Source organism: Pimelobacter simplex (genome assembly GCF_900114845.1).
GTDB classification, from domain to species: domain Bacteria; phylum Actinomycetota; class Actinomycetes; order Propionibacteriales; family Nocardioidaceae; genus Nocardioides; species Nocardioides simplex.
Genome location: NZ_FOUK01000005.1, coordinates 131,742 through 152,424 on the forward strand (window position 1 = coordinate 131,742; position 20,683 = coordinate 152,424).

The window sequence follows — 20,683 nt, forward strand, 5'->3', positions numbered from 1 at the left end:
CCGTGGACGTCGTGCCCTCGGTCACAGCGCCCGCGGGAGGACGCCCGGCCCGGGTGCCGAGGAGTTCGCCGGGCCGGACCCGCGGGCCTATGCTGACCCCGACCTCAGGAGTCCGGAGCGAGGAGGTGGTCGGCGATGGAAGGCCAACCTCCCAGTCGTACCCCCGCTCTGCTCGACCTTCCCTGAGGGTTCTCGCTCGGTCCGCGCCGCTCCTGTGACGACGTGTCACGTCGGCGTCCAGGCGTGCCCTCCGCACCCTGAGGATGACGCATGTCCGAGAACCGGTCCTTCAAGCCGATCCGCACCCTGACGGGTCGGGTACGACGCCCGCAGCCCCCCGCCGAGCCGATCCGCCCGGCCGCCGCACCGGCCGGCGCCGAGGCGTCGCTCGACCCGGCCACGCTGGTCGACAGCGCGGTGTACGTCGACGGCGACCGGGTCGCCTCGCCGGCCACGCTCGCCGACAGCTTCCGCGCGCTGCGCGAGAACGACGACGCCATCGCCTGGATCGGGCTCTACCGCCCCGACCAGCGCGACCTGGCCTCGCTCGCCGACGAGTTCGGCCTGCACGAGCTCGCCGTCGAGGACGCGATCGTGGCCCACCAGCGGCCCAAGATCGAGCGCTACGACGACACCTTGTTCGTCGTCCTGCGGGCGGCGCGCTACGTCGACGACCGCGAGGAGGTCGAGTTCGGCGAGGTCCACGTCTTCGTCGGCCGGGACTTCGTGGTCACCCTCCGGCACGCCGAGGCGCCCGACATCGCCGCGGTCCGGCGCCGCCTCGAGAGCAACCCGGACCTGCTCCGGCTCGGCCCCGAGGCCGTCCTGTACGCCGTCCTGGACCGCGTGGTCGACGGCTACCTCCCCGTCGTCGCCGGTCTCGAGAACGACATCGACGAGATCGAGACCGAGGTCTTCCGCGGTGACCCCGCCGTCTCGCGCCGCATCTACGAGCTGACCCGCGAGGTGATCGAGTTCCAGCGCGCCACCCGCCCGCTCGCCACCGTGCTGCGCCGGCTCACGGCCGGCTTCGCCAAGTACGGCACCGACGACGAGCTGCAGCGCTACCTGCGCGACGTCGACGACCACCTCACCCAGGTGATCGAGCAGGTCGACGGCTTCCGCCAGCTGCTGCGCGACATCATGACGGTCAACGCCACGCTCGTCGCCCAGCAGCAGAACGAGGAGATGAAGGCGCTCACCGAGGCCAGCCTCGACCAGAACGAGGAGGTCAAGCGGATCTCCGCCTGGGCCGCCATCCTGTTCGCGCCGACGCTCATCGGCACCGTCTACGGCATGAACTTCGACCAGATGCCCGAGCTGCACTGGCAGCTCGGCTACCCGTTCGCCGTCGTCCTGATGGCGATGGTGAGTGCCGGGCTCTACATGGTTTTCCGGCGGCGCGGCTGGATCTGACTTGTAACTACGTGTTACGTCCTCTACCAGGGCAGTCGACCACCCGGGTAGTGGCAACAGCGCCCGGGTAGTGGACGTAACACGTAGTTACAAGGGCGGGCGTGTGGCTCGGGATCTCGTCGGTGAGCTTCCTGGAGGACGCGCTCGGCCTGGTGGTGCCGTTCGTGCCCCTGGTGCTGACGGCGCTCGTCGCCGTGCCGGTCCGCGCCCGGTGGGGCCGGCCGATCGGGCGAGCGGTCCTGGTGGGCGGCGTCGTCGGCGCGGCCGCCGTCGTCGCTCTGGTCGGCTACGTCGCGACGCACATGACGAGCTGAGCCCTCACAGCACCTTGGTGCCGTACATCTCGCCGAGCGGGTCGGCGAGCAGCTCGAGCCGCTCGCCGTCGGGGCCGGGGAAGTAGAGCGAGACCTTCGACTCCAGGTGGTAGGCGACACCGGCGTCGTCGAGCTTGGCGCGCAGGTAGTCCCACTTCTCGCGGGTCACCGAGATGGCGAGGTGGTGGTGCCCGCCGAGCACCTCGGCGTACGGGCCCAGGTCGAGGCCGGGCAGGGTGAAGAAGGCGAGCAGGTTGCCGGCGCCCACGTCGAAGAAGAAGTGGTCGGAGCCGGCGTAGTCGCGGTTCTCGAAGATCTCGGTCAGCGGGAACTCGAGGAGCCCCTGGTAGAAGTCGATCGTCCGCCGGACGTCGGACGAGAGCAGGGCGGCGTGGTGGATGCCGCGGGCGCTGCTCTCGGGCCGCTCGCCCTCGGGGGCGAGGTACTCCTTCTTGATGCGCTCGCGGTCCCGGGTGATCGCGTCGAGGTCGATTGTTGCCATGTCAACTACCATCCTCCGAGATCGTGGATATGTCAACATTCTCGGCTAGACTGACCCCGATGAGTACGACGACGCGCTGGCTCGACGACGAGGAGCACCTGGCCTGGCGGGCCTGGATCGACCTCAATGCACAGCTGTCCGCCCGCCTCAACCGCGAGCTCCAGGCGGCCAGCGGGCTGTCGCTCTCCGACTACGAGATCCTCGTCGCGCTGACCGACAAGGACGTCCCCGACCGCTCGCTGCGCATGTTCGAGCTCGGCGAGCGGCTGCAGTGGGAGAAGAGCCGCGTCTCCAAGCAGGTCTCGCGCATGGAGGCCCGGGGGCTCGTCGAGCGCCGGCACTGCGCGGACGACCGCCGCGGCGCCTTCGTCGACCTCACCGACGCCGGGCTCGCCGCCATCTCGGCGGCCGCGCCCGGGCACGTCGCGCTCGTCCGCGAGCTGTTCTTCGAGGGGCTCAGCGGCGAGCAGGTGCGCAGCCTCGGCCGGTTCGCGACCACCGTGCTCGAGCGGCTCGCCGCCGAGAGCTGAGCCGGCCGCGCCGGCTCAGCCGAGCAGGTCCTCGACGGCGAGCGAGGCGAACGTCATCGCCGCGCCGAGTGGTGCGCCCGGCCCCGGGTACGCCGACCCGAACACCGACGCCGTCGAGTTGCTCGCCGCGTAGAGCCCCGGGATCGGCACGCCGTCGCCGTCGAGCACGCGGGCGCTCGCGTCGGTGACCAGGCCGCCCTTGGTGCCGAGGTCGGAGAGCACGATCCGGGCCGCCGTGTACGGCGCCCGGTCGAGCGGCACCAGTGCCTTGTTGGGGGAGCCTGCGGAGGCGAAGAAGGTGTCGTACTCGTCCTCGCCGCGGCCGAAGTCCTCGTCCTTGCCGTTGGCAGCGAGCTCGTTGAACCGGGCCACGGTCGCGGTCAGCGCCGCCGGGTCGAGGCCGGCGCGGGCGGCCAGCTCGTCGAGGGTCTCCGCCTCGACCCAGGTGCCCGCCGCGAGGTGCTCGGCCCGCTCGCCCTCGGGCATCGCGATCGCCGGCAGCCGGCCCTCCTCGCGGCTGTCGAAGACGAACCACGACGGCGTCCGCTCGGGCGCCTGCGCCATCACCCGGCCGAACCTGTCGTAGGGCAGGCACTCGTTGCCGTAGCGCTGCCCGCTCTGGTCGACGATCAGGCCGCCGCGGAAGCCGAGCGTGAACGCACCGCTGCCGTCGGGCTGCAGCAGGCCCGGGCAGAACCAGCCCTCGCCGGACCAGTCCGTCGCCGCGCCGGCCGCGGCCGCCGCGTCGATCACCTCGCCGGTGTTGGTGCCGCGCGGGGCCATCGACCACTCCGTGCGGCCGGGGGTCCCGTGCGCGGCGCGCCGCTCCGGGCTGCCCTCGAAGCCGCCGGCCGCGACGAGGACGCCGCGCCGGGCGCGCACCTCGGCCGGGCCCTGCGGGCCGTCGTACCGGACGGTGGTGAGGCGGCCGCCGGCGTCGCGCCCGAAGCCGGTGACGGAGCACTCGGTCGCGATCGTGCCGCCCTCGCGGACGGTGATCGCCGCGAGCCGGGCGATGAGCGCCTGGCCGCCCGAGAGCGTCGAGCGCCCCGGCCGGCCGGCCCGGTCGCGCTCGACCGGCGGTCGCAGCAGCGCGGTGACGGCGGGGTCGAGCTCGTCGCGGCGGATGCTCACCGGCTGGATCGAGCGGCCCATCGGGACCCGGCCCGGGGCGTCGTAGTACTCCGAGAACGGGATCCACTCGAAGTCCATGAGCGGGTCCGCCTCGAGCTGCTCGACCAACCGGGGCGCCTGCGCGAGCAGCGCCTCGACCCGGTCGGTGTCCGGGTCGTCGAGGACGGCGGCGAGGTAGGCGCGCGCCCCCTCGGTCGAGTCCGGCAGCCCGGCCCGCTGCTGGACCTGGGTCCCGGGCAGCCAGCAGGCGCCGCCCGAGTACGCCGAGGTCCCGCCGATCAGCGGCGTCCGCTCGAGCACCAGCGTGCTCAGCCCGGCCTTCGCGGCCAGGGCCGCGCCGGTCAGCGCCCCGCCGCCCGACCCGACCACCACGACGTCGTACTCCTGGAGGAGGCTCTCGCTCATGGCGAAACGATAACGCGTTCTAGTTTGTCCGGACGGCGGTCCGCCCACCGGGGCGGCGGACCCGGCTGAGCGGCGCGGCGAGGACGGCGCCGATCAGGCCGCCCAGCCCGTTGTGCCACACGTCCGCGAGCGTCGGCACCCGGCTCGGGAAGAACTGCTGCTGCGCCAGCTCGATGCCGGCGGAGGCCAGCACGGTCAGCGCCGCCGCGAGCAGCGGGCGCCCGAGCACGACGGAGAGCAGGAAACCGGCCGGCACGAACAGCGCGACATTGGCCAGCGCCTCGGTCTGGTCCCAGCTCAGCCGCCCGTCGCTCGCGACGTCCGCCGCGTGCCACCCCAGGTCGAAGGCCCAGCGCCCGGCCGACGGATCGGCCAGGGTCAGCCGGGCGACGACCACCGAGTAGCAGGCGAGCAGGACGGCGGCGACGGGACGGCGGATCATGCTCCCGACGCTAGGCAGGCCCGCGGGCTCACCCATCGGTCTCGGGTGCCGACGCGTGGTACCCGAGGACCGTTCAGCCCTGCCGGGCCTTCATCCGCGGGTTCTGCTTGTTGATCACGTACGTCCGGCCGCGCCGGCGCACGACCTGGGCGCCGGGCTGCTTCTTCAGCGAGCGCAGCGAGTTGCGCACCTTCATCGGGGGATCCTCCTTCCCGTGCTCGGGTCGACCAGCCCGGCGTGGACGGCCGCCGCCAGGCGGCGCGGCACCCGGTGGGTGCGCCCGTCGACGACGACCGGCACCAGGTCGGGAGCCGCCGCCTTCCACTGCGCCCGGCGGTGCCGGGTGTTGCTGCGCGACGTGCGCCGCTTCGGGACGGCCATCACGCCACCTTCCGGATCGGGCCGAGCCAGGGCTCGAAGCCGTCCTCGGCGTCCGTGCGGCCGGCGCTCTCGTCCGCGCCCAGGAGCAGCTCGGCGAACGCGGGGCGCAGGTGTGCGGGAGCGGCGCCGACGCCGGTCATCACGATCCGGGTGAACGGGCGCCGGCTGCCCCAGGCGCCGTGGTCGCCGATGCTGAGCTGTCCGCCGGCGCCGTCCCACTCGAGGACCCGGCCGGGACGGGTGGGCAGCCAGAAGCAGCCGCGCGAGCGGTGCGGGCCCGCGCCGAGGCGCTCCAGCGACTCGAGGAGCCGCTCGGGGTGGAAGGGCTGCAGCGACTGCAGGTCGAGGCGCCACACCCCCTCGGCCGGGACGACGGGCAGCGCGTCGGTGCGCGCCGGGCTGGTCCAGGCCTCGGTCCGGGTGTGCTGGTGCAGCCGGCCGAGCAGCGTCTCGCCTCCGAGCTGGTGGACGCCGTCCACGACCGCGGCGTCGGGGCGGGCGAGCGTGCGGACCAGGTCCCGGGCGACGGGCGCGGCGGTGTCGTCGAGCGCCACCACGTCGGCGTGCTCGATCATCGCGGCGAGGACCTCGCCGACCCCGCGCCGGTCGTCGTGCGCGCAGTGGTGGCCGCGGTCGGCGAGCAGGTCGTCCCCGAGCAGGTCGCGGACCGGGTGCTGGCCGGCGACCGCGGTGACGACGGCCGAGACGCGCAGGAACCGGGCCAGCCGGGTGTCCCAGGTGAGCGCCGCGCACAGGTGCGCCGCCTCCGCCCCGACGGGCAGGTGGGCGACGATGCTGTGCCAGCGGCCGTCGCGCGCCAGCCGCTCCAGCGTGGGCAGGATGTCCTCGCGGATCGCGCAGCTGACGCACGCGTGCTCCAGCAGCGTCTCGTGGGTCTCGATCACGCCGCCGAGGTCGCTGACCGTGCGGGTGAGCACGCCGCGCTCGACGTCGATAGCGTGCCGGCAGGCGACGGTGCCGGGCAGGTCGAACTGCAGCCCGACCATCGTCGCGGCCATCGCGTCCGGGTCGACCCCCGCGAGCAGGACGACGGGGACCCTCACCGGTCCGCCGCCCGCCCGTACCGCCGCTCGAACGCCTCGACCCGGCCCTCGCTGTCGAGGACCCGCCCGCGCCCGGTCCAGAACGGGTGGCTGTGCACGCTGACGTCGACGTCGACGACCGGGTACGTGGCGCCGTCCAGCTCGACGGTGGCCGCCGGTGCGGCGGCGACGAGGGTCGAGCGGGTGAGCACCAGGTCGCCGGTGGCCCGGTCCCGGAACACGACCGGTCCGTACGCGGGGTGGATGCCCTGCTTCATCGCTTGCTCCTTCGATTAGAATGAGAATCGTTCTCAATAGTACGACAGGAAGGAAACCGATGTCACAGCTGTGCCAGGTGACGGGCGCGCGGCCCGCCTTCGGCAACCGCGTCTCGCACTCGCACCGCCGGACCCGGCGTCGCTTCGACGTCAACATCCAGCGCAAGCGCTACTGGGTGCCGTCGCTCGGACGGCACGTGACGCTGCGGGTCTCGGCCCGCGGCATCAAGACCATCGACCAGCGGGGGATCGAGGCCGTCGTGGCCGACCTCCGCGCCCGGAAGGAGCTGTGAGCACCATGGCGAAGAGGGGATCCGACGTCCGGCCGATCGTGAAGCTGCGGTCCACCGCCGGCACCGGCCACACCTACGTCACCCGCAAGAACCGCCGCAACGACCCGGACCGGCTCACCCTGCGCAAGTACGACCCCGTCGTCCGGCGGCACGTCGACTTCCGCGAGGAGCGCTGAGCGCCGTGGCCAAGGAGAGCAAGATCGCCGCGGAGGCCCGGCGTCGCGCCACGGTCGCGCGGTACGCCAGGCGCCGCGCCGCGCTCAAGGACCAGGTCCGCTCGGCCGAGCCCGGCTCGGCCGAGCTGGCCGCGGCGGTCGCCGCGCTCGGGCGCCTCCCGCGGGACGCGTCACCGACCCGGCTTCGCAACCGCGACCAGGTCGACGGCCGCCCGCGGGGCTACCTGCGCAAGGCCGGGCTGTCCCGGATCCGGTTCCGGGAGCTCGCCCACCGCGGCGAGCTGCCCGGCATCACGAAGTCCAGCTGGTGAGCCACCCGCTCCCTCGTCCCATCCTCAGGAGAGAACCATGAACCGCAACCAGCTCATCGACCACGTCGCCCGGACCACCGGCCTCGAGGTCACGTCCGCGACGGAGGCGGTCGTCGCCGTCCTCGACGGCATCGCCGGGGCGGTCGCCGCCGGCGAGCAGGTCACGCTCGCCGGCTTCGGGACCTTCGAGGCCCGCGGGCGCGCCGCGCGGACCGGCCGCAACCCGCAGACCGGGGAGCCGATCGAGATCGCGGCGACCACGGCCCCGGCGTTCCGTGCGGCGAGCGCCTTCCGGGCGCGGGTCGCTAGCCGCTGAGCCGGCGCAGCCGCTCCCACCGCCGGCGACCGGCCGGATCGACGTCGGTCGCCGGCGCCAGCGCCGCCGCGAGCCGGGCGCGTGCGGCGTCGGCGTCCAGGCCCATCCCGATCGCGACCAGCTCGCTGCCCGCCGGTGCGGTGGGCAGCGCGGCGACGTGGAGCTGGCGGCCGACCACGTTGACGACATACCCCTTGGCGGAGCCGGACCCGGACGCCACAGCGAGCGTCCCCTTCACCCGGTACGCCGCCGCCGGCAGGTCCTCCAGCAGGTCCACCACCCGGCCGGGGTCGACCGGCCCCTCGACCCGGTGCGACGCCGAGGCGGCAGGCACGTGGTCGTGGTGGTGGTCGTGCGCCCGCTCGGCGCGCAGCAGGGCCCCGAGCGGCAGCTGGTCCGGCGGGTCCTCGCTCATCGCGACGTCGTGGACGAGCGCCGGGTCGATCCGCGCGCCCGACGTCCGCACGACGTGCACGGCCGGGTTCACCTCGCGCACCCGCGTCTCGATGGCCGCGAGGGTCTCCTCCCGCGCGTCCTCGGGCAGCAGGTCGCACTTGTTGAGCACCACGAGCGTGGCCACCGCGAACCGGGCGGGCGGCATGCCGCCGTCGTCCAGCGTCGCGAAGTACTCGACGGTGTCGACCACGTCGATCACGCCTCCGGGCCGGATCCGCGCCACCGGGCTCGCCGCGATCATCTGCGCGAGCGCCCCGGGCTCGGCCAGCCCGCTCGCCTCGACCACGATCGCGTCGAGCGCCAGCCGCGGGTGGCTCAGCTTCTCGAGCGCGGCGTCGAGCCCGGAGACGTCCTCGAGGCAGCACAGGCAGCCGCCGGCGATCGACGCGGGCTCGTCGACCTGCCCGGTGACCAGGCCGGCGTCGATGTTGATGTCGCCGAAGTCGTTGACGATCACCCCGATCCGCGCGCCGGGGCGCTGCAGCAGGTGGTTGAGCAGCGTCGTCTTGCCGGCCCCGAGGTGGCCGGTGAGGGCGGTGACGGGGACGCGAGCACTCACGGAAACCATTGTCCCGGGCGCGCCGCACGCCGTGACAGGGTGGTGCGCGTGAGCCACTCCCACCGTGCCGGCAGCGGACCCGACCACCAGATCCGCATCGGTACGACGGCCCGCACCGCCCTGCTCTCCGGGCTCGGACTGGTGCTGGTCGCCACGCTGGTCGGCATCGTCGTGTGGTGGCCGCCGGGCGACACGATCGAGCGCAGCGCCGAGGCCGGCGGCCCGGCCGCGCAGTTCGCGGCGCCGGGCGTCACCTTCCCGACCGGGACCATCACCGAGGTCTCCGAGCGCTGCCCCGGCACCGGCCTCCCGGACGGCTCGGGCTGCAGCACGCTGACCCTGAAGGTGGCCGGCGAGGCGGGGCCGATCCAGGTCCAGGTGCCACCGGAGGTCATCGACTCCGGGCTGGGCGCGGGCGACGAGGTCGAGCTGCTCCGCACGCCGGCGCCGCCCGAGGCGGGCGAGGGCGCGAGCGCGTCCTACTCCTACTTCGCGACCGAGCGCAACGGCACGCTGCTGTGGCTGGTGCTCTTCTTCGTCGTGGTGGTGCTCGCGATCGCCCGCTGGCGCGGGCTGTTCGGGCTGATCGGGCTCGGCTTCGGCGGCGCGGTGGTCTGGTGGTGGATGCTCCCGGCGCTGCTGAACGGATCGCCCGGGGTGGGCGTCGCGCTGACGGGCGCGGCGGCGATCATGTTCGTCGTCCTCTACACGACCCACGGCTTCTCGCTGCGCACGAGCACCGCGCTGGCCGGGACCATCCTCGGCATCGTCCTCACCGCCGGCATCGGCGTGCTCGCCATCGGCAACGCCCGGCTGACCGGGATCAGCGACGAGGGCGGCGCCATCCTCGCGACCTTCGGGTCCCTCGACTTCCAGGCGCTGCTGGGCTGCGCGCTCGTCATCGCGGGGCTCGGCGTCCTCAACGACGTGACGATCACCCAGGCCTCCGCGGTCTGGGAGCTGCGCGCGGTGAGCCCGCAGGCCTCGCGGGCCGAGATCTTCGCCAGCGCCATGCGGATCGGCCGCGACCACATCGCCTCGACGATCTACACGATCGTCTTCGCCTATGCCGGCACCGGCGTCATCCTGCTCATGCTGCTGCGCGTCTACGACCGGCCGCTGCTCGAGCTGCTCAACACCGAGCAGCTCGCCGAGGAGGTCATCCGCACCCTGGTCACCTCGATCGGCCTGGTGCTCGCCGTCCCGGTGACGACCGCCATCGCAGCCCTGATCGCCGCCCCCGTCGTACCGGACGAAATGGCTGTGGATCCGGCGATCTGACGACCATTTTGTCCGGTACGACGGTGGGGGAACGTCAGACTGAGGGGTCGGTCCAGGCGAGCTGGACGACCTCGGCGCCGCGGTCGCGGGTGACCAGGCGGCCGCGGCCGGCCTGGGCCGGGCCGGGGCGGAGGTTGCCGAGCAGGACGCCCTCGTCGCGGTTGCCGGAGAGCAGGATGCCGGGCATGGCGAGGTCGCGCATGCTCTGGATGACCGGCTCGTAGAGCGCCCGCGAGGCGCCGCCGGAGCGGCGGGCGACGACGAGGTGCAGGCCGACGTCGCGGGCCTGGGCGAGGAGCGGCTGGAGCAGCGCCACCGGCGAGCTCTGCTGGGTCGCGACGAGGTCGTAGTCGTCGACGACGACGAACACCTCGGCGCCCGACCACCAGGAGCGGTTGCGGAGCTGGTCGGGGGTGACGTCGGGCCCGGGGATCCGGTTCTGCAGGTACGTCGCCAGGTCGTTGAGCGCCGGCTGCGCCTGGGTGGCGGAGGTGAGGTAGTTGAGGAGGTAGTCCTCGGGCACCTCGCCGAGCAGCGAGCGGCGGTAGTCGACGACGACGATCTGCGCCTCGGCCGGCGTCCGGGTGCGCATGACCTCCTGGACGTAGGTGCGCAGCAGCCCCGACTTGCCCGACTTGCCGTCGCCGAAGAGCAGCAGGTGCGGCTCGGCGTCGACGTCGAGGGCGACCGGGGCGAGCTCCTTCTCGTTGATGGCGAGGAGCAGCTGGCGGGCCGGCGGCTGGCCGGCGAGCGAGCGGACCTCGTCGAGCGTGATCCGGTCGGGCAGCAGGCGCAGCTTGGGGCCGGCCGGACCGCGCCAGGCGCCGGCGACGGCGGAGATGAGCGCGTCGACGCCGTCGCCGAGGCTGGTCGCGGAGCCGTCGCCGTCGATGCGGGGCAGGCCGCCGAGGAAGTGCAGCTTGCCGGGGACGAGACCGCGGCCGGGCCGGTTGTTGGGGACGAGCGCCGCGATCTTGCGGTCGATCTCGGAGTCGATCGGGTCGCCCAGCCGGAGCTCGAGACGGGTGCCGATCAGGTCGCGCATCGCGGCCCGGAAGTCGGGCCAGCGCGCGGCCGCGGTGACCACGTGGAGCCCGAAGGTCAGGCCGCGCCCGGCGAGCTGCTGGATCTCGAGCTCGAGGTCGTCGAAGTCGGAGCGCAGCGTGCCCCAGCCGTCGATGACGAGGAAGACGTCGCCGTACCCGTCGTCGGCCCGGCCCTGCGAGCGCCGGCTGCGGTAGGTCTCGATGGAGTCGATGCCCTGGCTGCGGAAGTAGCGCTCGCGGCGGTCGACGATGCCCTTGACCTCGGCCACGATCCGGCGCACGACCTCGGGCTCGGAGCGGGTGCCGACGCCGGCGACGTGGGGGAGCGCGGTCAGCGGCGCGAACGTGCCGCCGCCGAAGTCGAGGACGTAGAACTGCGACTCGAGCGGCGTCGTGGTCAGCGACAGGCTCGTCACGATGGTGCGCAGGAGCGTGCTCTTGCCGCTGCGCGGACCGCCGACGACGGCGACGTGGCCGGCCGCGCCGCTGAGGCTGACGGTGAGCGTGTCGCGGCGCTGCTCGCGCGGGCGGTCGACCGTGCCCAGCGGGACGACGAGCGTGCCGGCGTTGCGCCACTGCAGCGAGACCAGGCCGAGGTCGGGGTGCGCGGCGAGGTCGGGCATGAGCTGGTCGAGGGTGTCGGGCTGGTCGAGCGGCGGGAGCCACACCTGGTGCGCGGCCGGGCCCTGGCCCTCCATGCGGCGCACGGCGACGCCGAGCAGCGTCTCGCCGCTCTCGCTGGCCGCGGCGGGCGCCGCCGCGGCGCCCTCGTCGGGCTCGGGCTCGTCGAAGGTCTGCACCTCGGAGATGGTGAACGGCAGGATGCCGCGCAGCTTGCCGCCGCTGTCGCGGTCGACCCGGCGCCGCCCGACCTCGGGCGGGCCGGACACGTAGGCCGCCTTGAACCGGGTCATCGTGGTGGGGTCGGGCTTGAGGTAGCCGAGACCGGGCACGGCCGGCAGCTCGTAGGCGTCGGGCACGCCGAGCACGGCGCGCGACTCCTGGGCGCTGAACGTGCGCAGGCCGATCCGGTAGGAGAGGTGCGACTCGAGCCCGCGCAGCCGGCCCTCCTCGAGGCGCTGCGAGGCGAGCAGCAGGTGCAGGCCCAGCGAGCGGCCGAGCCGGCCGATGGCGACGAAGAGGTCGATGAACTCGGGCTTGGCCGAGAGCATCTCGGAGAACTCGTCGACGACGAGGAAGAGGGACGGCAGCGGCGCGAGGCCCGCGGCGGCCGGGTCGCCCGACGTCCGGGCCTTCTCGTAGTCGCGGATCGAGGCGAAGTTGCCGGCCTCGCGGAGCAGCTCCTGGCGCCGGACCATCTCGCCGGAGAGTGCGTCCTGCATGCGGTCGACGAGGGTGAGCTCCTGGGACAGGTTGGTGATGACCGCCGAGACGTGGGGCATCTCGGACATGCCGGCGAACGTCGCGCCGCCCTTGAAGTCGACGAGCACCATGTTGAGCTGCTCGGGGGAGTGGGTCATCGCGAGGCCGAGCACGAGCGTGCGCAGGAACTCGGACTTGCCGGAGCCGGTCGCGCCGATCACCAGGCCGTGCGGGCCCATGCCCTGCTGGGCGGACTCCTTGATGTCGAGGTGGATCGGTCCCGCGCCGTCGCCGACGCCGATCGGCACCCGCAGCCGGTCGCGCGCGGGTCGCGGCCGCCAGGCGGCGGCGGGGTCGAACGTGCGGACGTCGCCGAGGCCGAGCAGGTCCATGAAGTCGGTGGGCGCGGTGATGTCGACCGCGTCCTCGCCGACCGCCGCACCGGCGCTCGGCGTGAAGAGCGGCGTCAGCCGGCGGGCCAGCGCCTCGGCCGTGGCCGGACCGCACTGGTCGCCCTTGGCGCGGACCGGCTCGGTGCGCAGCCGGACGGCGACCAGCGGCACCTCGTCAGGAGCGGTCTCGGCGGCGCCGGCCACCCGGCCCTCGATCTCGAGGCGCAGCGCGGTCGGGCTGTCGAGCTCGCCCCAGCGTGCCGGCAGGTCGACGACGGTCACGCCGTGCAGGCCGTCGGACGGGATGAGGTGGTTGCCCGGCGGCAGCTCGCCGCCGTCGGTGACCAGGATGATGTGGGGGATCGCGGCCCGCTCGTCGGCCCCGAAGCGCGGGCGCTCGGTGAGGTCGGGCGGCAGCATCGCGGCGAGGTCGTGCAGCGACGTGGTGACCATGCGGGCCGGTCCGACGGCGTCGTTGTGGTGCTGGCTGTGGGCGTGCGGCAGCCACTTGACCCAGTCCCAGTGGGCCAGCGTGTGGTCGTTGGCGAGCACCGCGATCTGGAGGTTCTCGGGCGACTGGAAGGTCGCCGCCGAGCAGAGCAGTGCCCGGGCCAGGGAGCGCGCCTCTTCTTCGTCGCCGCACACCTCGACCCGGTCGAAGGCGCGCAGGTCGAGCGAGGCGGGCAGGTCGGGCTGGAGCCGGTGGACGACGAGCAGGCGGTGCAGCGCGGAGGCGGCGGCCGGGTCGACGTCGTCGATGGGGGCGCTCTCGGGCGGGACCAGCTCGAGCGCGAGCGGCTGGGCGCACACGCCGTAGCGCACCTGCAGGAACGCGGGGTCGGACGACGAGCGCTCCCACACCCGGGAGCGGTCCTCGGCGATCGACGGCAGCGCGGCCGGCGCCGGGTGGAACCAGGTGAGCGCCCGGCGCTGCTGGTCGGCGGCGTCACGGGCCACCTTGCGGACCGTGGCGAGGTAGCGCAGGTACTCGGTGCGCGAGCCGCTCACCTGCTGCTGGCGCTGCTTCCGCTGCCGGTCGATCTGGACCACGATGAAGCCGAGCGTGGCGAACAGGAACATGCCGGCCGCGATGAACCGCAGGCCCTGGTTGCCGCCGCTGTTGCCGAGCCCGGCGACGAGGACGATCGAGCCGAGGCTGCCGAGCATCGGGATCGCGTTCATCGCGACCCCGGCGGCGCCCTCGTTGGGCTGGACCTGCGGCGGCGGCTGGATCTGGAGCTGCCCGCTGGGCAGGTCGGGACGCTCGCCCCGGCTGCCGCGCTGGGTCAGGCTGCCCGGCACTGCCGTCGGGTCGGGCGCGACCGGAGCCGCTCGTCGCCCCTGCGCGCCGCCCTGCTGGATGCCCACTGTCACCGTGTCCCCTGTCGTCGATGCCCGGTCATGCGACGGGCACGATGATAGGTGGAGGGTCCGACGCGCATGGATGGCACGGAACAGGGTTACCCTGCCGACGACGGCCGTGAACCTCGGCCGGCCATCCATCTCTCGGGAGGTCCGATGTCGGGTACGACGTCCCGGCCGCCGGCGACCGGCTCCGTCACCGCCCTGACGGTGCACGGTCCGCGCGGCGTCCTCGACCTCACCGTGCCCACCGACGCGACCCTCGGCGACGTCGCCCGCGCGTATGCCGTCGAGGCCGGCCTCCCGGTCGCGCTGCCGCTCGTCAGCCGCTCCGGCGACCCCCTCCAGCTCACCACCACCGTGGCCGGCGCCGGGCTGGTCGCGGGCGCGGTGCTCGTCGCCGTCGACCCGGCCGCCCGCCCCGCGCCGCCCCGCCGTCGCGCGGGCTCCGGCGAGGCCGGCGAGCGCGGCATCGTCCCGGGCGGGGCCTCGGCGGCCTGGCTCAGCGTGGCCGTCGTGGTCGCGCTCGCCGCGGGCTGGTGCGCCGCCCAGCTGCCCGACGACCAGCGCTGGCCGGTGGCCGCCGTGCTGCTGCTCGCGGCCGTGGTCGGCTGCGTCCCGGTCGGTGCGCTGGCGCCCCAGCGGGTGCTCGCGGCGCCGGCCTTCGCCGCGGCGGGCGTCCTCGCTCTCGTCTGGGACCCGCTGCCCGAGCGCCTGCCCACCGTCCTCGGCGCGGCCGCGCTCGGCGCGGCGGTCGCCGCCGCCGTCGGCCGGGCCCTCGCCGATCCCGGCGACACCGCCGTCGACGGGCTGCGGGTCTGGATGATCGTGGGAGCCGGCAGCTTCGTGCTCGCCGCTCTCGGCGCGCTGGCCGGGGTGTCCCCGCAGGTGGTGTGGGCGGTGCTCTTCCTCGCCGCCGTGCTCGCCGCGCGGTTCGTGCCCGAGCTCGCGGTCGACGTCCCCGACCAGTACCTCCTCGACCTCGAGCGGCTCGCCGTCACCGCGTGGTCCGCGCGGGAGCGGCCCGTCGGACGGCGCGGGCGGATCGTCGTCCCGCCCCAGGCCGTGCAGGCGGTCGCCGCCCGCGGCACCCGGACGGTGACCGCCGCGTCGGTCGCCATCCTCGTCGTCGTCCTGCTCGCCGCGCCGCTGCTCCTCGCGACGGCGAGCCTCCCGCTCGACCGCACCGGCGCCCGCTGCCTGGTGGGCTTCGGTGGCGCGACCCTGCTCCTCGCGGCCCGCAGCTACCGCCACGTCGTGGCCGGGCGGATGCTGCGGATCGCCGGCGTCTTCTCGCTCGTCACGCTCGCCGTCGTCGTCCTCGGCATCGCCGGGCCGGGGTCCACCGGCCCCACCACCTTCATCGCCCTCGCCTCGATCGCGCTCGCCGTGGTGCTCGTCCTGGTCGCCGTCCTGGTGGGCCGGGGCTGGCGCTCCGCGTGGTGGTCGCGCCGTGCCGAGATCGCCGAGGCGCTGTGCGGCGCGTGCACCGTCGGCTCGCTCGTCGTGGCCGTCGGCTTCTTCCGTTTCCTGTGGGAAGTCACGGGCTGAGGTTTAGCCCCCGTCGCGCTCGGGGTAGCACCCTCGCGTCGGCTCTTTGGCAGTGCTCGGGAGCCCGTCAACGAGAGAGATCCGTACGGCGGCGTGGCCGCCACCACGACCAAGGAGCAGAGACATGACTGGATCGAACATCGAGTTCGGCCACGCAGAAGGCGCTCTCAAGCAGATCGCCGAGCGGGTCGTCCAGGCCAAGGAGGAGTTCGGCAACCACTCCAACACCCTCGACGGCCAGATCCAGGCCCTCAAGGGGAAGTGGGAGGGCGCCGGTGGCCAGGCGTTCCACACCCTCCACGTTGCCTGGACCGAGAAGCACAAGGTGGTCACGACCGCCCTCGACAAGTTCCACGCGTCGCTCACCGAGACCGAGGCCGACAACAAGGCCGTCGACGAGCAGGCCGGCGCCGGCATGAACAACCTCCTCAACCGCCTCGGCCAGCAGTAGTCGCGGCCCCCTCAACTTCTCGACACCACCGAACCAGGAGATCACGACATGAGCCTCGACGGACTTCGCGTCAACCATGCAGAGCTCGACACCGCCGCGCAGAACATGTACGCCACGGTCAAGAAGATGGACGAGAGCCTCAACAGCCTCGAGTCCGACATCGCCCCCCACCTCGCCACGTGGAGCGGCAACCAGCAGGAGGCCTACCGCCAGGCCAAGGCCGCCTGGGACTGGGCGATGCAGGAGATGCGCGACCTGCTCGACGACAGCCACAAGACGGTCTACTCGTCCAACGCCGAGTACATGTCCGCCGACAAGCGCGGCGCAGCCCGTTTCGACTTCTGAGTCGCCGGGGCCGGGCGCTCGCCCGGCTGACCGCCACCTGAGGGATCGACACACCGTGTGTCGGTCCCTCACGTGCTGTTCTCGTACGATGCGGAACCGGGCTCTCGGGAAGGGTTGAGCAGATGACACAGACGCCGCGGACGACCGGCACGGTCGCGTCCGGACTGGTCCGGGTGACCGTCACGTCCGGCACCCGGCGTGTGGACCTCGTGCTCCCCGGCGCCGTCCCGGTCGCCGAGCTGCTGCCCGAGCTCGCCCGCAGCGTCGGCCTGCTCGACCCGGCCACCGTGCACGGCGGCTACCGGGTCGGCACGTCCGACGGCCGGCGGCTCGCCCTCGACACCGGTCTCACCCTCCAGGGCATCGAGGACGGCGGCCTGCTCACCGTGACCGCCGGCGTCGACGACCCCGCGCCCCGGGTCTACGACGACGTGGTCGAGGCGATGACCGACGTCGTCGAGCACGACCTCCAGCCGTGGCGCCCGGCCACCGGACGCCGTACGGCGCTCGTGGCGGCGGGGCTGTTCCTCGCGCTCGGCGCGGCGGCGCTGCTGGTGCAGCGCGGCTCCGACCTGGCCGCGGCGGCCTCCGCCCTGGTCGCGCTCGTGCTGTGCGCGGGTGCCATCGTGCTCTCCCGGGCCCAGCGCGAGCCCGAGGCGGGCGTCGGGGTGGCCTGGCTGGGCGCCGGGTACGCCGCGATCGCCGGCATCATGCTCACCTCCGGCACCGCCAGCTGGTTCGCCGACCCGCTCGCCGCCGCCGGCGCGGGCGCGCTGGTGGCCGGCGTGGTCTGCCTGATCGGCCTCGGCCCGGGCCGCACCCTCGTCTTCCCTCCCGTCGTGGTGGGCGCGCTGGCGCTCGGCGTCGGCCTCTACCTGCGCTCGGCCACCGACGGCATCGCGCCGGCGCCGCTGCTCACCACCGTGCTGGCGTTCGTGGTGCTCGCGGGCAGCGTCTTCCCCTGGCTGGCGCTCGGCGCGACCTCGACCCGGGTCGACCAGCTCTTCACCGCCGCCGACATCACCTCCGACCCCGACGACATCGAGCCCGACCGGGTCGCCGCCGACGCCCGGATCGCCCACGAGATCCTGCTCGCGATCTCCGGCACCGTCGGCCTGCTGCTCGTCCTGGTCTCGCCGCTGGCGGTCAGCCTCGGCGTCACCGGGACCCTCCTCGCCGTCGACGCCTGCCTCATCGTCATGCTCCGCACCCGGCAGTACCGCACGGGCAGCGAGGTCCTCGTCGGGCTCTGCTCGGGCATCGCCGGGATCGCGGCGACCGCGCTCGCCGTCCTCGCGCTCCACCCCGACTGGCGGCCCACGCTCGCGGTCGTCCTGGCCGTGATCGGGGCGGTCCTGCTGGTCGCGACGCTGAGCCCCGCCGCCCCCTCCGTACGACGGGGCCGGCTCGGCGACGTCCTCGAGTCCGTCGCGCTGCTGACCCTCCTGCCGCTCCTGGTCGTCGCGACCGGGCTGTTCGCGCAGGTCCGCGACTGGGTCGGCTGAGCGGGACCGATGGCGACCAAGAAGGACCTCGTCGAGGCGTACTCGTTCAGCCGGCGCCGGCTGGTCACCGCGTTCGTGTCCGGCGCGCCGGGCGGGCGCGAGGTCGAGCCGGCCCGCCCCGGCCGGATGATCGTCGGCGGCGTCGCGCTGGCGATCCTGCTCGTCGCGGGCGCCGCCATCGCGGGCACGCTCTCCCAGCGCGCCGAGGTCGACTGGGACAAGCCCGGACTCGTCAGCGACGACCGCGGCGCCCTCTACGTCATCCTCGACAAGGACGCCGTGCCCGGCCAGCCGAGCATCCGCCCGGTCATCAACGTGACCTCGGCCCAGCTGATCCTCGGCGCCGACATCGAGGCCCGCAAGGTCCCCGACGACGAGATCGCCTCCCAGCGCAAGGGGCCGCCGATCGGCATCCTCGACGCGCCGGCGACCGTCCCGACCACCGGGCAGCTGGTCAACTCGCGGTGGACGTCGTGCACCGGCACGGGGCTCGGCATCCGCTCCGCGGTCCGCGCCACCCCGCGCGTCACCGAGCAGCCCGACGAGGGCTTCGTGGTCACCGGCACGACCAGCAAGAAGACCTACCTCATCGCCGAGGCCGAGGTGCCCGGGCACCCGCGCCGGGCCTACCGCTACCTGCTGCCCGACCTGTCCGACGGCGGGCTGACGACGGCGCTCAACACCCAGCCCGGCAACGAGATCGAGGTCCCCGACGCCTGGCTCGAGCTGTTCCCGCCGGGTGGTCCGCTCACCGCCGAGGGCCTCGGCGTCAGCGGCCTCGGCAGCGACGCGGGCCTGGCGAGCTTCCCGGGCGCCGAGGTCGGCGACGTCTTCGAGAGCGCCGGCGTCTCCTACATGATCACCCAGGACGGTCCCGCCGAGCTGACGCCCTTCGCGGGCGGCGTGCTGGCCGGGCTCCGCACGCCGCAGAAGGCCACGCCGGCGAGCTCCGACTACCGAGTCGTCCCCGAGCCGCCCTACGCCGCGTCGTCCTGGCCGGACGACATCATCTCCGGATCGCCGGGCTCCACCGAGCAGGTCTGCGCCGAGCTCGTCACGGCCGAGGGCGAGCAGCCCGCCGTCGTCCTCGCCACCGACCCGCAGGGTGCCGCCAGCGCCGAGGGCGTGGCGGCCGGGGCGCAGGAGGCCGATGTCGAGTCCGGCTTCGGCGCCCTGGTCCGCTCCGCCGACTGGAACACCTCCGACGGCGGCACCCTCCACCTCGTCGACGACCGCGGCTACAGCTACCAGATCGCGGGGCCGGCCGAGCTGACCAAGCTGGGCTACGAGAAGGTGCCGGCGGTCGTCGTCCCGGACGTGTGGAACAAGCTCTTCGAGAGCGGGCCGGAGCTCTCGATCGACGCCGCGCTCTGCCCGCCGTCGAGGACCCGGACGTGCGGCACCTAGCCCGACGCCGTACGGCGGCCGGGGTGGCGCTCGCCGCCCTGGCGCTCGCGCTTCCCCTGCCCGTCGCGGCCGCCGCCCCTGCCGTCGCCCCGACCGGCCCGGACTGCCCGTCCGTCACGGCCGACTTCGTCGACCAGCGAACGGTCGGCGGCACCAACGAGGCCAACGAGCGGCTGCAGGTGCCGCGCGCCCAGGAGCTCGCGCGCGAGCTGAGCGGCAAGCCCGCGGGCACCGGCGTCACCGTGGTCGTCGTCGACACGCCGTTCGACGACCCCGACCGCGCCCCCGGTGCCGCGAGCGGGCACGGGCTCGTCGCGGCGGGCATCATCGGTGGCCGCGACCAGACCGACCCGGTCCGGGTCGACGTCGGCATCGCCCCGGACGCCCGGGTGGTGTCCGCGCCGTTCTACACGACGCCGGAGTCCGAGCGGACCGACGGCGGCGTGGTCCCGATGGCCTCGGGCCTGGCCGCGCGGCTCGGCACGGTGGCCGCCGACGTGCGCAGCGGCACCTACGGGTCCCGGGTGATCGTGCTCGTTCCCACCCAGGTGCCCCGCTCGGCCGCTCTCGAGAAGCAGGTCGCCCGGCTGATCAGCGCCGGTGCGCTCGTCGTCGCGGCGTCCGGCGACCGCCCGGCCGAGGGGGAGTTCCCCGAGCAGCTCTTCGAGGACAAGCCGGGTGAGGACGCCGCCGACGTCGTCTGGCCGGCGGCGGCCCCCGGCGTCCTGGCCGTCGGCGTCTCCACCCCCGGTACCGGCACCATCCTCCGCAGCTCGCGCATCGACCTCGCCGCCCCCGGCGCCGACGCCGTCTCCCGCGGCCGCAACGGCGGCTGGTGCACCCTCCCCACGCCCTCGACCCACTGGGCCGCCGCCCAGGTCGCCGCCGTCGCGGCCCTCGTCTGGTCGGCGTACCCCCGCGAGGACGCCACCGCCCTCGCCACCCGCCTCGAGCAGACCGCCAGCGGCAGCGGCGGCCCCGCCAGCGCGGTCACCGGCTACGGCATCGTCCAGCCCGTCGAGGCCCTCCAGCGCCGCGTCGACGGGGCATCCCCACCGCCCGCCGACCCGATGACCCCGGCCCCGCCCCCGCGCGAGCAGGCCGACCTCCTCGCCGGCACCCGCAAGGACGCGGTGTGGTGGGGGCTGGGCGGCGGCGCGGCGCTCGTCGTCCTGATCGTGCTGCGGCCGCTGCTGTCGCGGCGCCGCTGAGCGACGCCCCCCAGGAACGACGAACGGCGCCGACCCGTGGGCCGGCGCCGTTCGTGGCGGCGGAGGTAGGGGGATTCGAACCCCCGAGGGCTGTTAACCCAACCCGCTTTCCAAGCGAGCGCCATAGGCCACTAGGCGATACCTCCGCGGAGGAGGTTACCGGCAGATGGACGACGGGGTGGAATCGGGACTGGCGACCGGTCCCCGGGGCCGGTCCGCGGCGTCGGTGCGAGGCGGATGTGAGTCCCGGCGA

At 74.3% G+C, this 20,683-nt stretch carries 23 protein-coding genes and 1 tRNA gene; 14 read left to right on the forward strand and 10 right to left on the reverse strand.

From position 1 onward, the window contains the following. Positions 1 to 270 precede the first annotated feature (270 nt). Together corA and BM223_RS20760 are read left to right on the forward strand one after the other, a co-directional pair. Complete coding sequence (corA, locus tag BM223_RS20755) at positions 271 to 1,416, forward strand: magnesium/cobalt transporter CorA (RefSeq protein ID WP_052138167.1); 1,146 nt, start codon at positions 271 to 273, stop codon at positions 1,414 to 1,416. Positions 1,417 to 1,517: 101 nt separating this feature from the next. Beyond that, positions 1,518 to 1,730 (forward strand): hypothetical protein, encoded by a 213-nt coding sequence (locus BM223_RS20760; protein ID WP_038676423.1) that lies wholly within the window; start codon positions 1,518 to 1,520, stop codon positions 1,728 to 1,730. Positions 1,731 to 1,734: 4 nt separating this feature from the next. Here BM223_RS20760 and BM223_RS20765 read toward each other — a convergent pair whose 3' ends face one another. Next, a complete protein-coding gene (locus tag BM223_RS20765; RefSeq protein WP_038676425.1) occupies positions 1,735 to 2,232 on the reverse strand; it encodes a VOC family protein in 498 nt (165 codons plus the stop codon). Positions 2,233 to 2,291: 59 nt separating this feature from the next. Here BM223_RS20765 and BM223_RS20770 point away from each other — a divergent pair, with 59 nt between their 5' ends. Beyond that, positions 2,292 to 2,762 carry a MarR family winged helix-turn-helix transcriptional regulator gene (locus BM223_RS20770; RefSeq protein WP_038676427.1) on the forward strand — a complete coding sequence of 157 codons (471 nt, stop codon included), beginning with the start codon at positions 2,292 to 2,294 and terminating at the stop codon, positions 2,760 to 2,762. Positions 2,763 to 2,777: 15 nt separating this feature from the next. Here BM223_RS20770 and BM223_RS20775 read toward each other — a convergent pair whose 3' ends face one another. From BM223_RS20775 to BM223_RS20800, 6 genes are all read right to left on the reverse strand, one after another. Continuing rightward, positions 2,778 to 4,301: an FAD-dependent oxidoreductase gene (locus tag BM223_RS20775; protein WP_038676428.1), complete on the reverse strand. Its 1,524-nt coding sequence runs from the start codon at positions 4,299 to 4,301 to the stop codon at positions 2,778 to 2,780. A gap of 19 nt (positions 4,302 to 4,320) precedes the next feature. Then, complete coding sequence (locus BM223_RS20780; RefSeq protein WP_052138168.1) at positions 4,321 to 4,743, reverse strand: VanZ family protein; 423 nt, start codon at positions 4,741 to 4,743, stop codon at positions 4,321 to 4,323. Positions 4,744 to 4,816: 73 nt separating this feature from the next. Further along, entirely contained in the window at positions 4,817 to 4,939 is a 123-nt protein-coding gene (ykgO, locus tag BM223_RS20785) for a type B 50S ribosomal protein L36 (protein WP_038676430.1), read from the reverse strand. Then, entirely contained in the window at positions 4,936 to 5,124 is a 189-nt protein-coding gene (gene rpmF / locus BM223_RS20790; RefSeq protein WP_038676431.1) for a 50S ribosomal protein L32, read from the reverse strand. Before rpmF ends, ykgO begins: the two co-directional genes overlap by 4 nt. Beyond that, positions 5,124 to 6,188, reverse strand: coding sequence for a GTP-binding protein (locus BM223_RS20795; protein ID WP_038676433.1), 1,065 nt, complete (start codon positions 6,186 to 6,188; stop codon positions 5,124 to 5,126). Before BM223_RS20795 ends, rpmF begins: the two co-directional genes overlap by 1 nt. After that, positions 6,185 to 6,445 (reverse strand): type B 50S ribosomal protein L31, encoded by a 261-nt coding sequence (locus BM223_RS20800; RefSeq protein ID WP_038676435.1) that lies wholly within the window; start codon positions 6,443 to 6,445, stop codon positions 6,185 to 6,187. The genes BM223_RS20795 and BM223_RS20800 overlap by 4 nt, the downstream gene beginning before the upstream one ends. Positions 6,446 to 6,504: 59 nt before the next feature. Between BM223_RS20800 and rpmB the strand changes: the two genes are divergently transcribed. Genes rpmB through BM223_RS20820 form a run of 4 tightly spaced genes read left to right on the forward strand, consistent with a single transcriptional unit; the run spans position 6,505 to position 7,541 of the window. Beyond that, positions 6,505 to 6,738, forward strand: a complete 234-nt coding sequence (rpmB, locus tag BM223_RS20805; RefSeq protein ID WP_038676437.1) for a 50S ribosomal protein L28 — start codon at positions 6,505 to 6,507, stop codon at positions 6,736 to 6,738. 5 nt (positions 6,739 to 6,743) lie between these two features. Next, entirely contained in the window at positions 6,744 to 6,914 is a 171-nt protein-coding gene (rpmG, locus tag BM223_RS20810; protein ID WP_038683296.1) for a 50S ribosomal protein L33, read from the forward strand. Between the two features lie 5 nt (positions 6,915 to 6,919). Further along, the gene (gene rpsN / locus BM223_RS20815; RefSeq protein WP_038676439.1) at positions 6,920 to 7,225 is read left to right on the forward strand and encodes a 30S ribosomal protein S14; all 306 of its coding nucleotides are present in this window, start codon (positions 6,920 to 6,922) and stop codon (positions 7,223 to 7,225) included. A 37-nt stretch (positions 7,226 to 7,262) separates the two neighbouring features. Then, positions 7,263 to 7,541: an HU family DNA-binding protein gene (locus BM223_RS20820; RefSeq protein ID WP_038676441.1), complete on the forward strand. Its 279-nt coding sequence runs from the start codon at positions 7,263 to 7,265 to the stop codon at positions 7,539 to 7,541. Here BM223_RS20820 and BM223_RS20825 read toward each other — a convergent pair. After that, positions 7,531 to 8,565, reverse strand: coding sequence for a CobW family GTP-binding protein (locus BM223_RS20825; RefSeq protein WP_038676443.1), 1,035 nt, complete (start codon positions 8,563 to 8,565; stop codon positions 7,531 to 7,533). The genes BM223_RS20820 and BM223_RS20825 overlap by 11 nt on opposite strands. A gap of 39 nt (positions 8,566 to 8,604) precedes the next feature. On the opposite strand from BM223_RS20825, the gene BM223_RS20830 reads away from it, so the two are divergent. Beyond that, positions 8,605 to 9,837: a YibE/F family protein gene (locus tag BM223_RS20830; RefSeq protein ID WP_235319100.1), complete on the forward strand. Its 1,233-nt coding sequence runs from the start codon at positions 8,605 to 8,607 to the stop codon at positions 9,835 to 9,837. A gap of 34 nt (positions 9,838 to 9,871) precedes the next feature. Here BM223_RS20830 and eccCa read toward each other — a convergent pair whose 3' ends face one another. Continuing rightward, positions 9,872 to 13,972, reverse strand: coding sequence for a type VII secretion protein EccCa (gene eccCa / locus BM223_RS20835; protein WP_235319101.1), 4,101 nt, complete (start codon positions 13,970 to 13,972; stop codon positions 9,872 to 9,874). 144 nt (positions 13,973 to 14,116) lie between these two features. Between eccCa and BM223_RS20840 the strand changes: the two genes are divergently transcribed. From BM223_RS20840 to BM223_RS20865, 6 genes are all read left to right on the forward strand, one after another. Then, a complete protein-coding gene (locus BM223_RS20840; RefSeq protein WP_038676447.1) occupies positions 14,117 to 15,511 on the forward strand; it encodes a hypothetical protein in 1,395 nt (464 codons plus the stop codon). Between the two features lie 124 nt (positions 15,512 to 15,635). Continuing rightward, positions 15,636 to 15,962: a WXG100 family type VII secretion target gene (locus BM223_RS20845; RefSeq protein ID WP_038676448.1), complete on the forward strand. Its 327-nt coding sequence runs from the start codon at positions 15,636 to 15,638 to the stop codon at positions 15,960 to 15,962. A 48-nt stretch (positions 15,963 to 16,010) separates the two neighbouring features. Then, the gene (locus BM223_RS20850; protein ID WP_052138169.1) at positions 16,011 to 16,307 is read left to right on the forward strand and encodes a WXG100 family type VII secretion target; all 297 of its coding nucleotides are present in this window, start codon (positions 16,011 to 16,013) and stop codon (positions 16,305 to 16,307) included. Positions 16,308 to 16,429: 122 nt separating this feature from the next. Further along, positions 16,430 to 17,812, forward strand: a complete 1,383-nt coding sequence (gene eccD / locus BM223_RS20855) for a type VII secretion integral membrane protein EccD (RefSeq protein WP_052138170.1) — start codon at positions 16,430 to 16,432, stop codon at positions 17,810 to 17,812. A 9-nt stretch (positions 17,813 to 17,821) separates the two neighbouring features. Further along, a complete protein-coding gene (eccB, locus tag BM223_RS20860) occupies positions 17,822 to 19,219 on the forward strand; it encodes a type VII secretion protein EccB (protein WP_038676450.1) in 1,398 nt (465 codons plus the stop codon). Further along, positions 19,207 to 20,430: a S8 family serine peptidase gene (locus BM223_RS20865; protein WP_158510164.1), complete on the forward strand. Its 1,224-nt coding sequence runs from the start codon at positions 19,207 to 19,209 to the stop codon at positions 20,428 to 20,430. The genes eccB and BM223_RS20865 overlap by 13 nt, the downstream gene beginning before the upstream one ends. A 60-nt stretch (positions 20,431 to 20,490) precedes the next feature. Here BM223_RS20865 and BM223_RS20870 read toward each other — a convergent pair. Then, a tRNA-Ser gene (locus tag BM223_RS20870) sits at positions 20,491 to 20,576 on the reverse strand. Positions 20,577 to 20,683 lie beyond the last annotated feature (107 nt).

Bases quoted from the DNA above. Each gene is read 5' to 3' on its own strand.
- BM223_RS20770 (WP_038676427.1), top strand. From the start codon at position 2,292: ATGAGTACGACGACGCGCTGGCTCGACGACGAGGAGCACCTGGCCTGG.
- eccB (WP_038676450.1), top strand. From the start codon at position 17,822: ATGGCGACCAAGAAGGACCTCGTCGAGGCGTACTCGTTCAGCCGGCGC.
- rpmB (WP_038676437.1), top strand. From the start codon at position 6,505: ATGTCACAGCTGTGCCAGGTGACGGGCGCGCGGCCCGCCTTCGGCAAC.
- BM223_RS20800 (WP_038676435.1), bottom strand. From the start codon at position 6,445: ATGAAGCAGGGCATCCACCCCGCGTACGGACCGGTCGTGTTCCGGGAC.
- BM223_RS20825 (WP_038676443.1), bottom strand. From the start codon at position 8,565: ATGGTTTCCGTGAGTGCTCGCGTCCCCGTCACCGCCCTCACCGGCCAC.
- ykgO (WP_038676430.1), bottom strand. From the start codon at position 4,939: ATGAAGGTGCGCAACTCGCTGCGCTCGCTGAAGAAGCAGCCCGGCGCC.
- rpmG (WP_038683296.1), top strand. From the start codon at position 6,744: ATGGCGAAGAGGGGATCCGACGTCCGGCCGATCGTGAAGCTGCGGTCC.
- BM223_RS20775 (WP_038676428.1), bottom strand. From the start codon at position 4,301: ATGAGCGAGAGCCTCCTCCAGGAGTACGACGTCGTGGTGGTCGGGTCG.
- BM223_RS20840 (WP_038676447.1), top strand. From the start codon at position 14,117: ATGTCGGGTACGACGTCCCGGCCGCCGGCGACCGGCTCCGTCACCGCC.
- BM223_RS20765 (WP_038676425.1), bottom strand. From the start codon at position 2,232: ATGGCAACAATCGACCTCGACGCGATCACCCGGGACCGCGAGCGCATC.
- BM223_RS20845 (WP_038676448.1), top strand. From the start codon at position 15,636: ATGACTGGATCGAACATCGAGTTCGGCCACGCAGAAGGCGCTCTCAAG.
- BM223_RS20820 (WP_038676441.1), top strand. From the start codon at position 7,263: ATGAACCGCAACCAGCTCATCGACCACGTCGCCCGGACCACCGGCCTC.
- rpmF (WP_038676431.1), bottom strand. From the start codon at position 5,124: ATGGCCGTCCCGAAGCGGCGCACGTCGCGCAGCAACACCCGGCACCGC.
- corA (WP_052138167.1), top strand. From the start codon at position 271: ATGTCCGAGAACCGGTCCTTCAAGCCGATCCGCACCCTGACGGGTCGG.
- BM223_RS20850 (WP_052138169.1), top strand. From the start codon at position 16,011: ATGAGCCTCGACGGACTTCGCGTCAACCATGCAGAGCTCGACACCGCC.
- eccD (WP_052138170.1), top strand. From the start codon at position 16,430: ATGACACAGACGCCGCGGACGACCGGCACGGTCGCGTCCGGACTGGTC.
- BM223_RS20780 (WP_052138168.1), bottom strand. From the start codon at position 4,743: ATGATCCGCCGTCCCGTCGCCGCCGTCCTGCTCGCCTGCTACTCGGTG.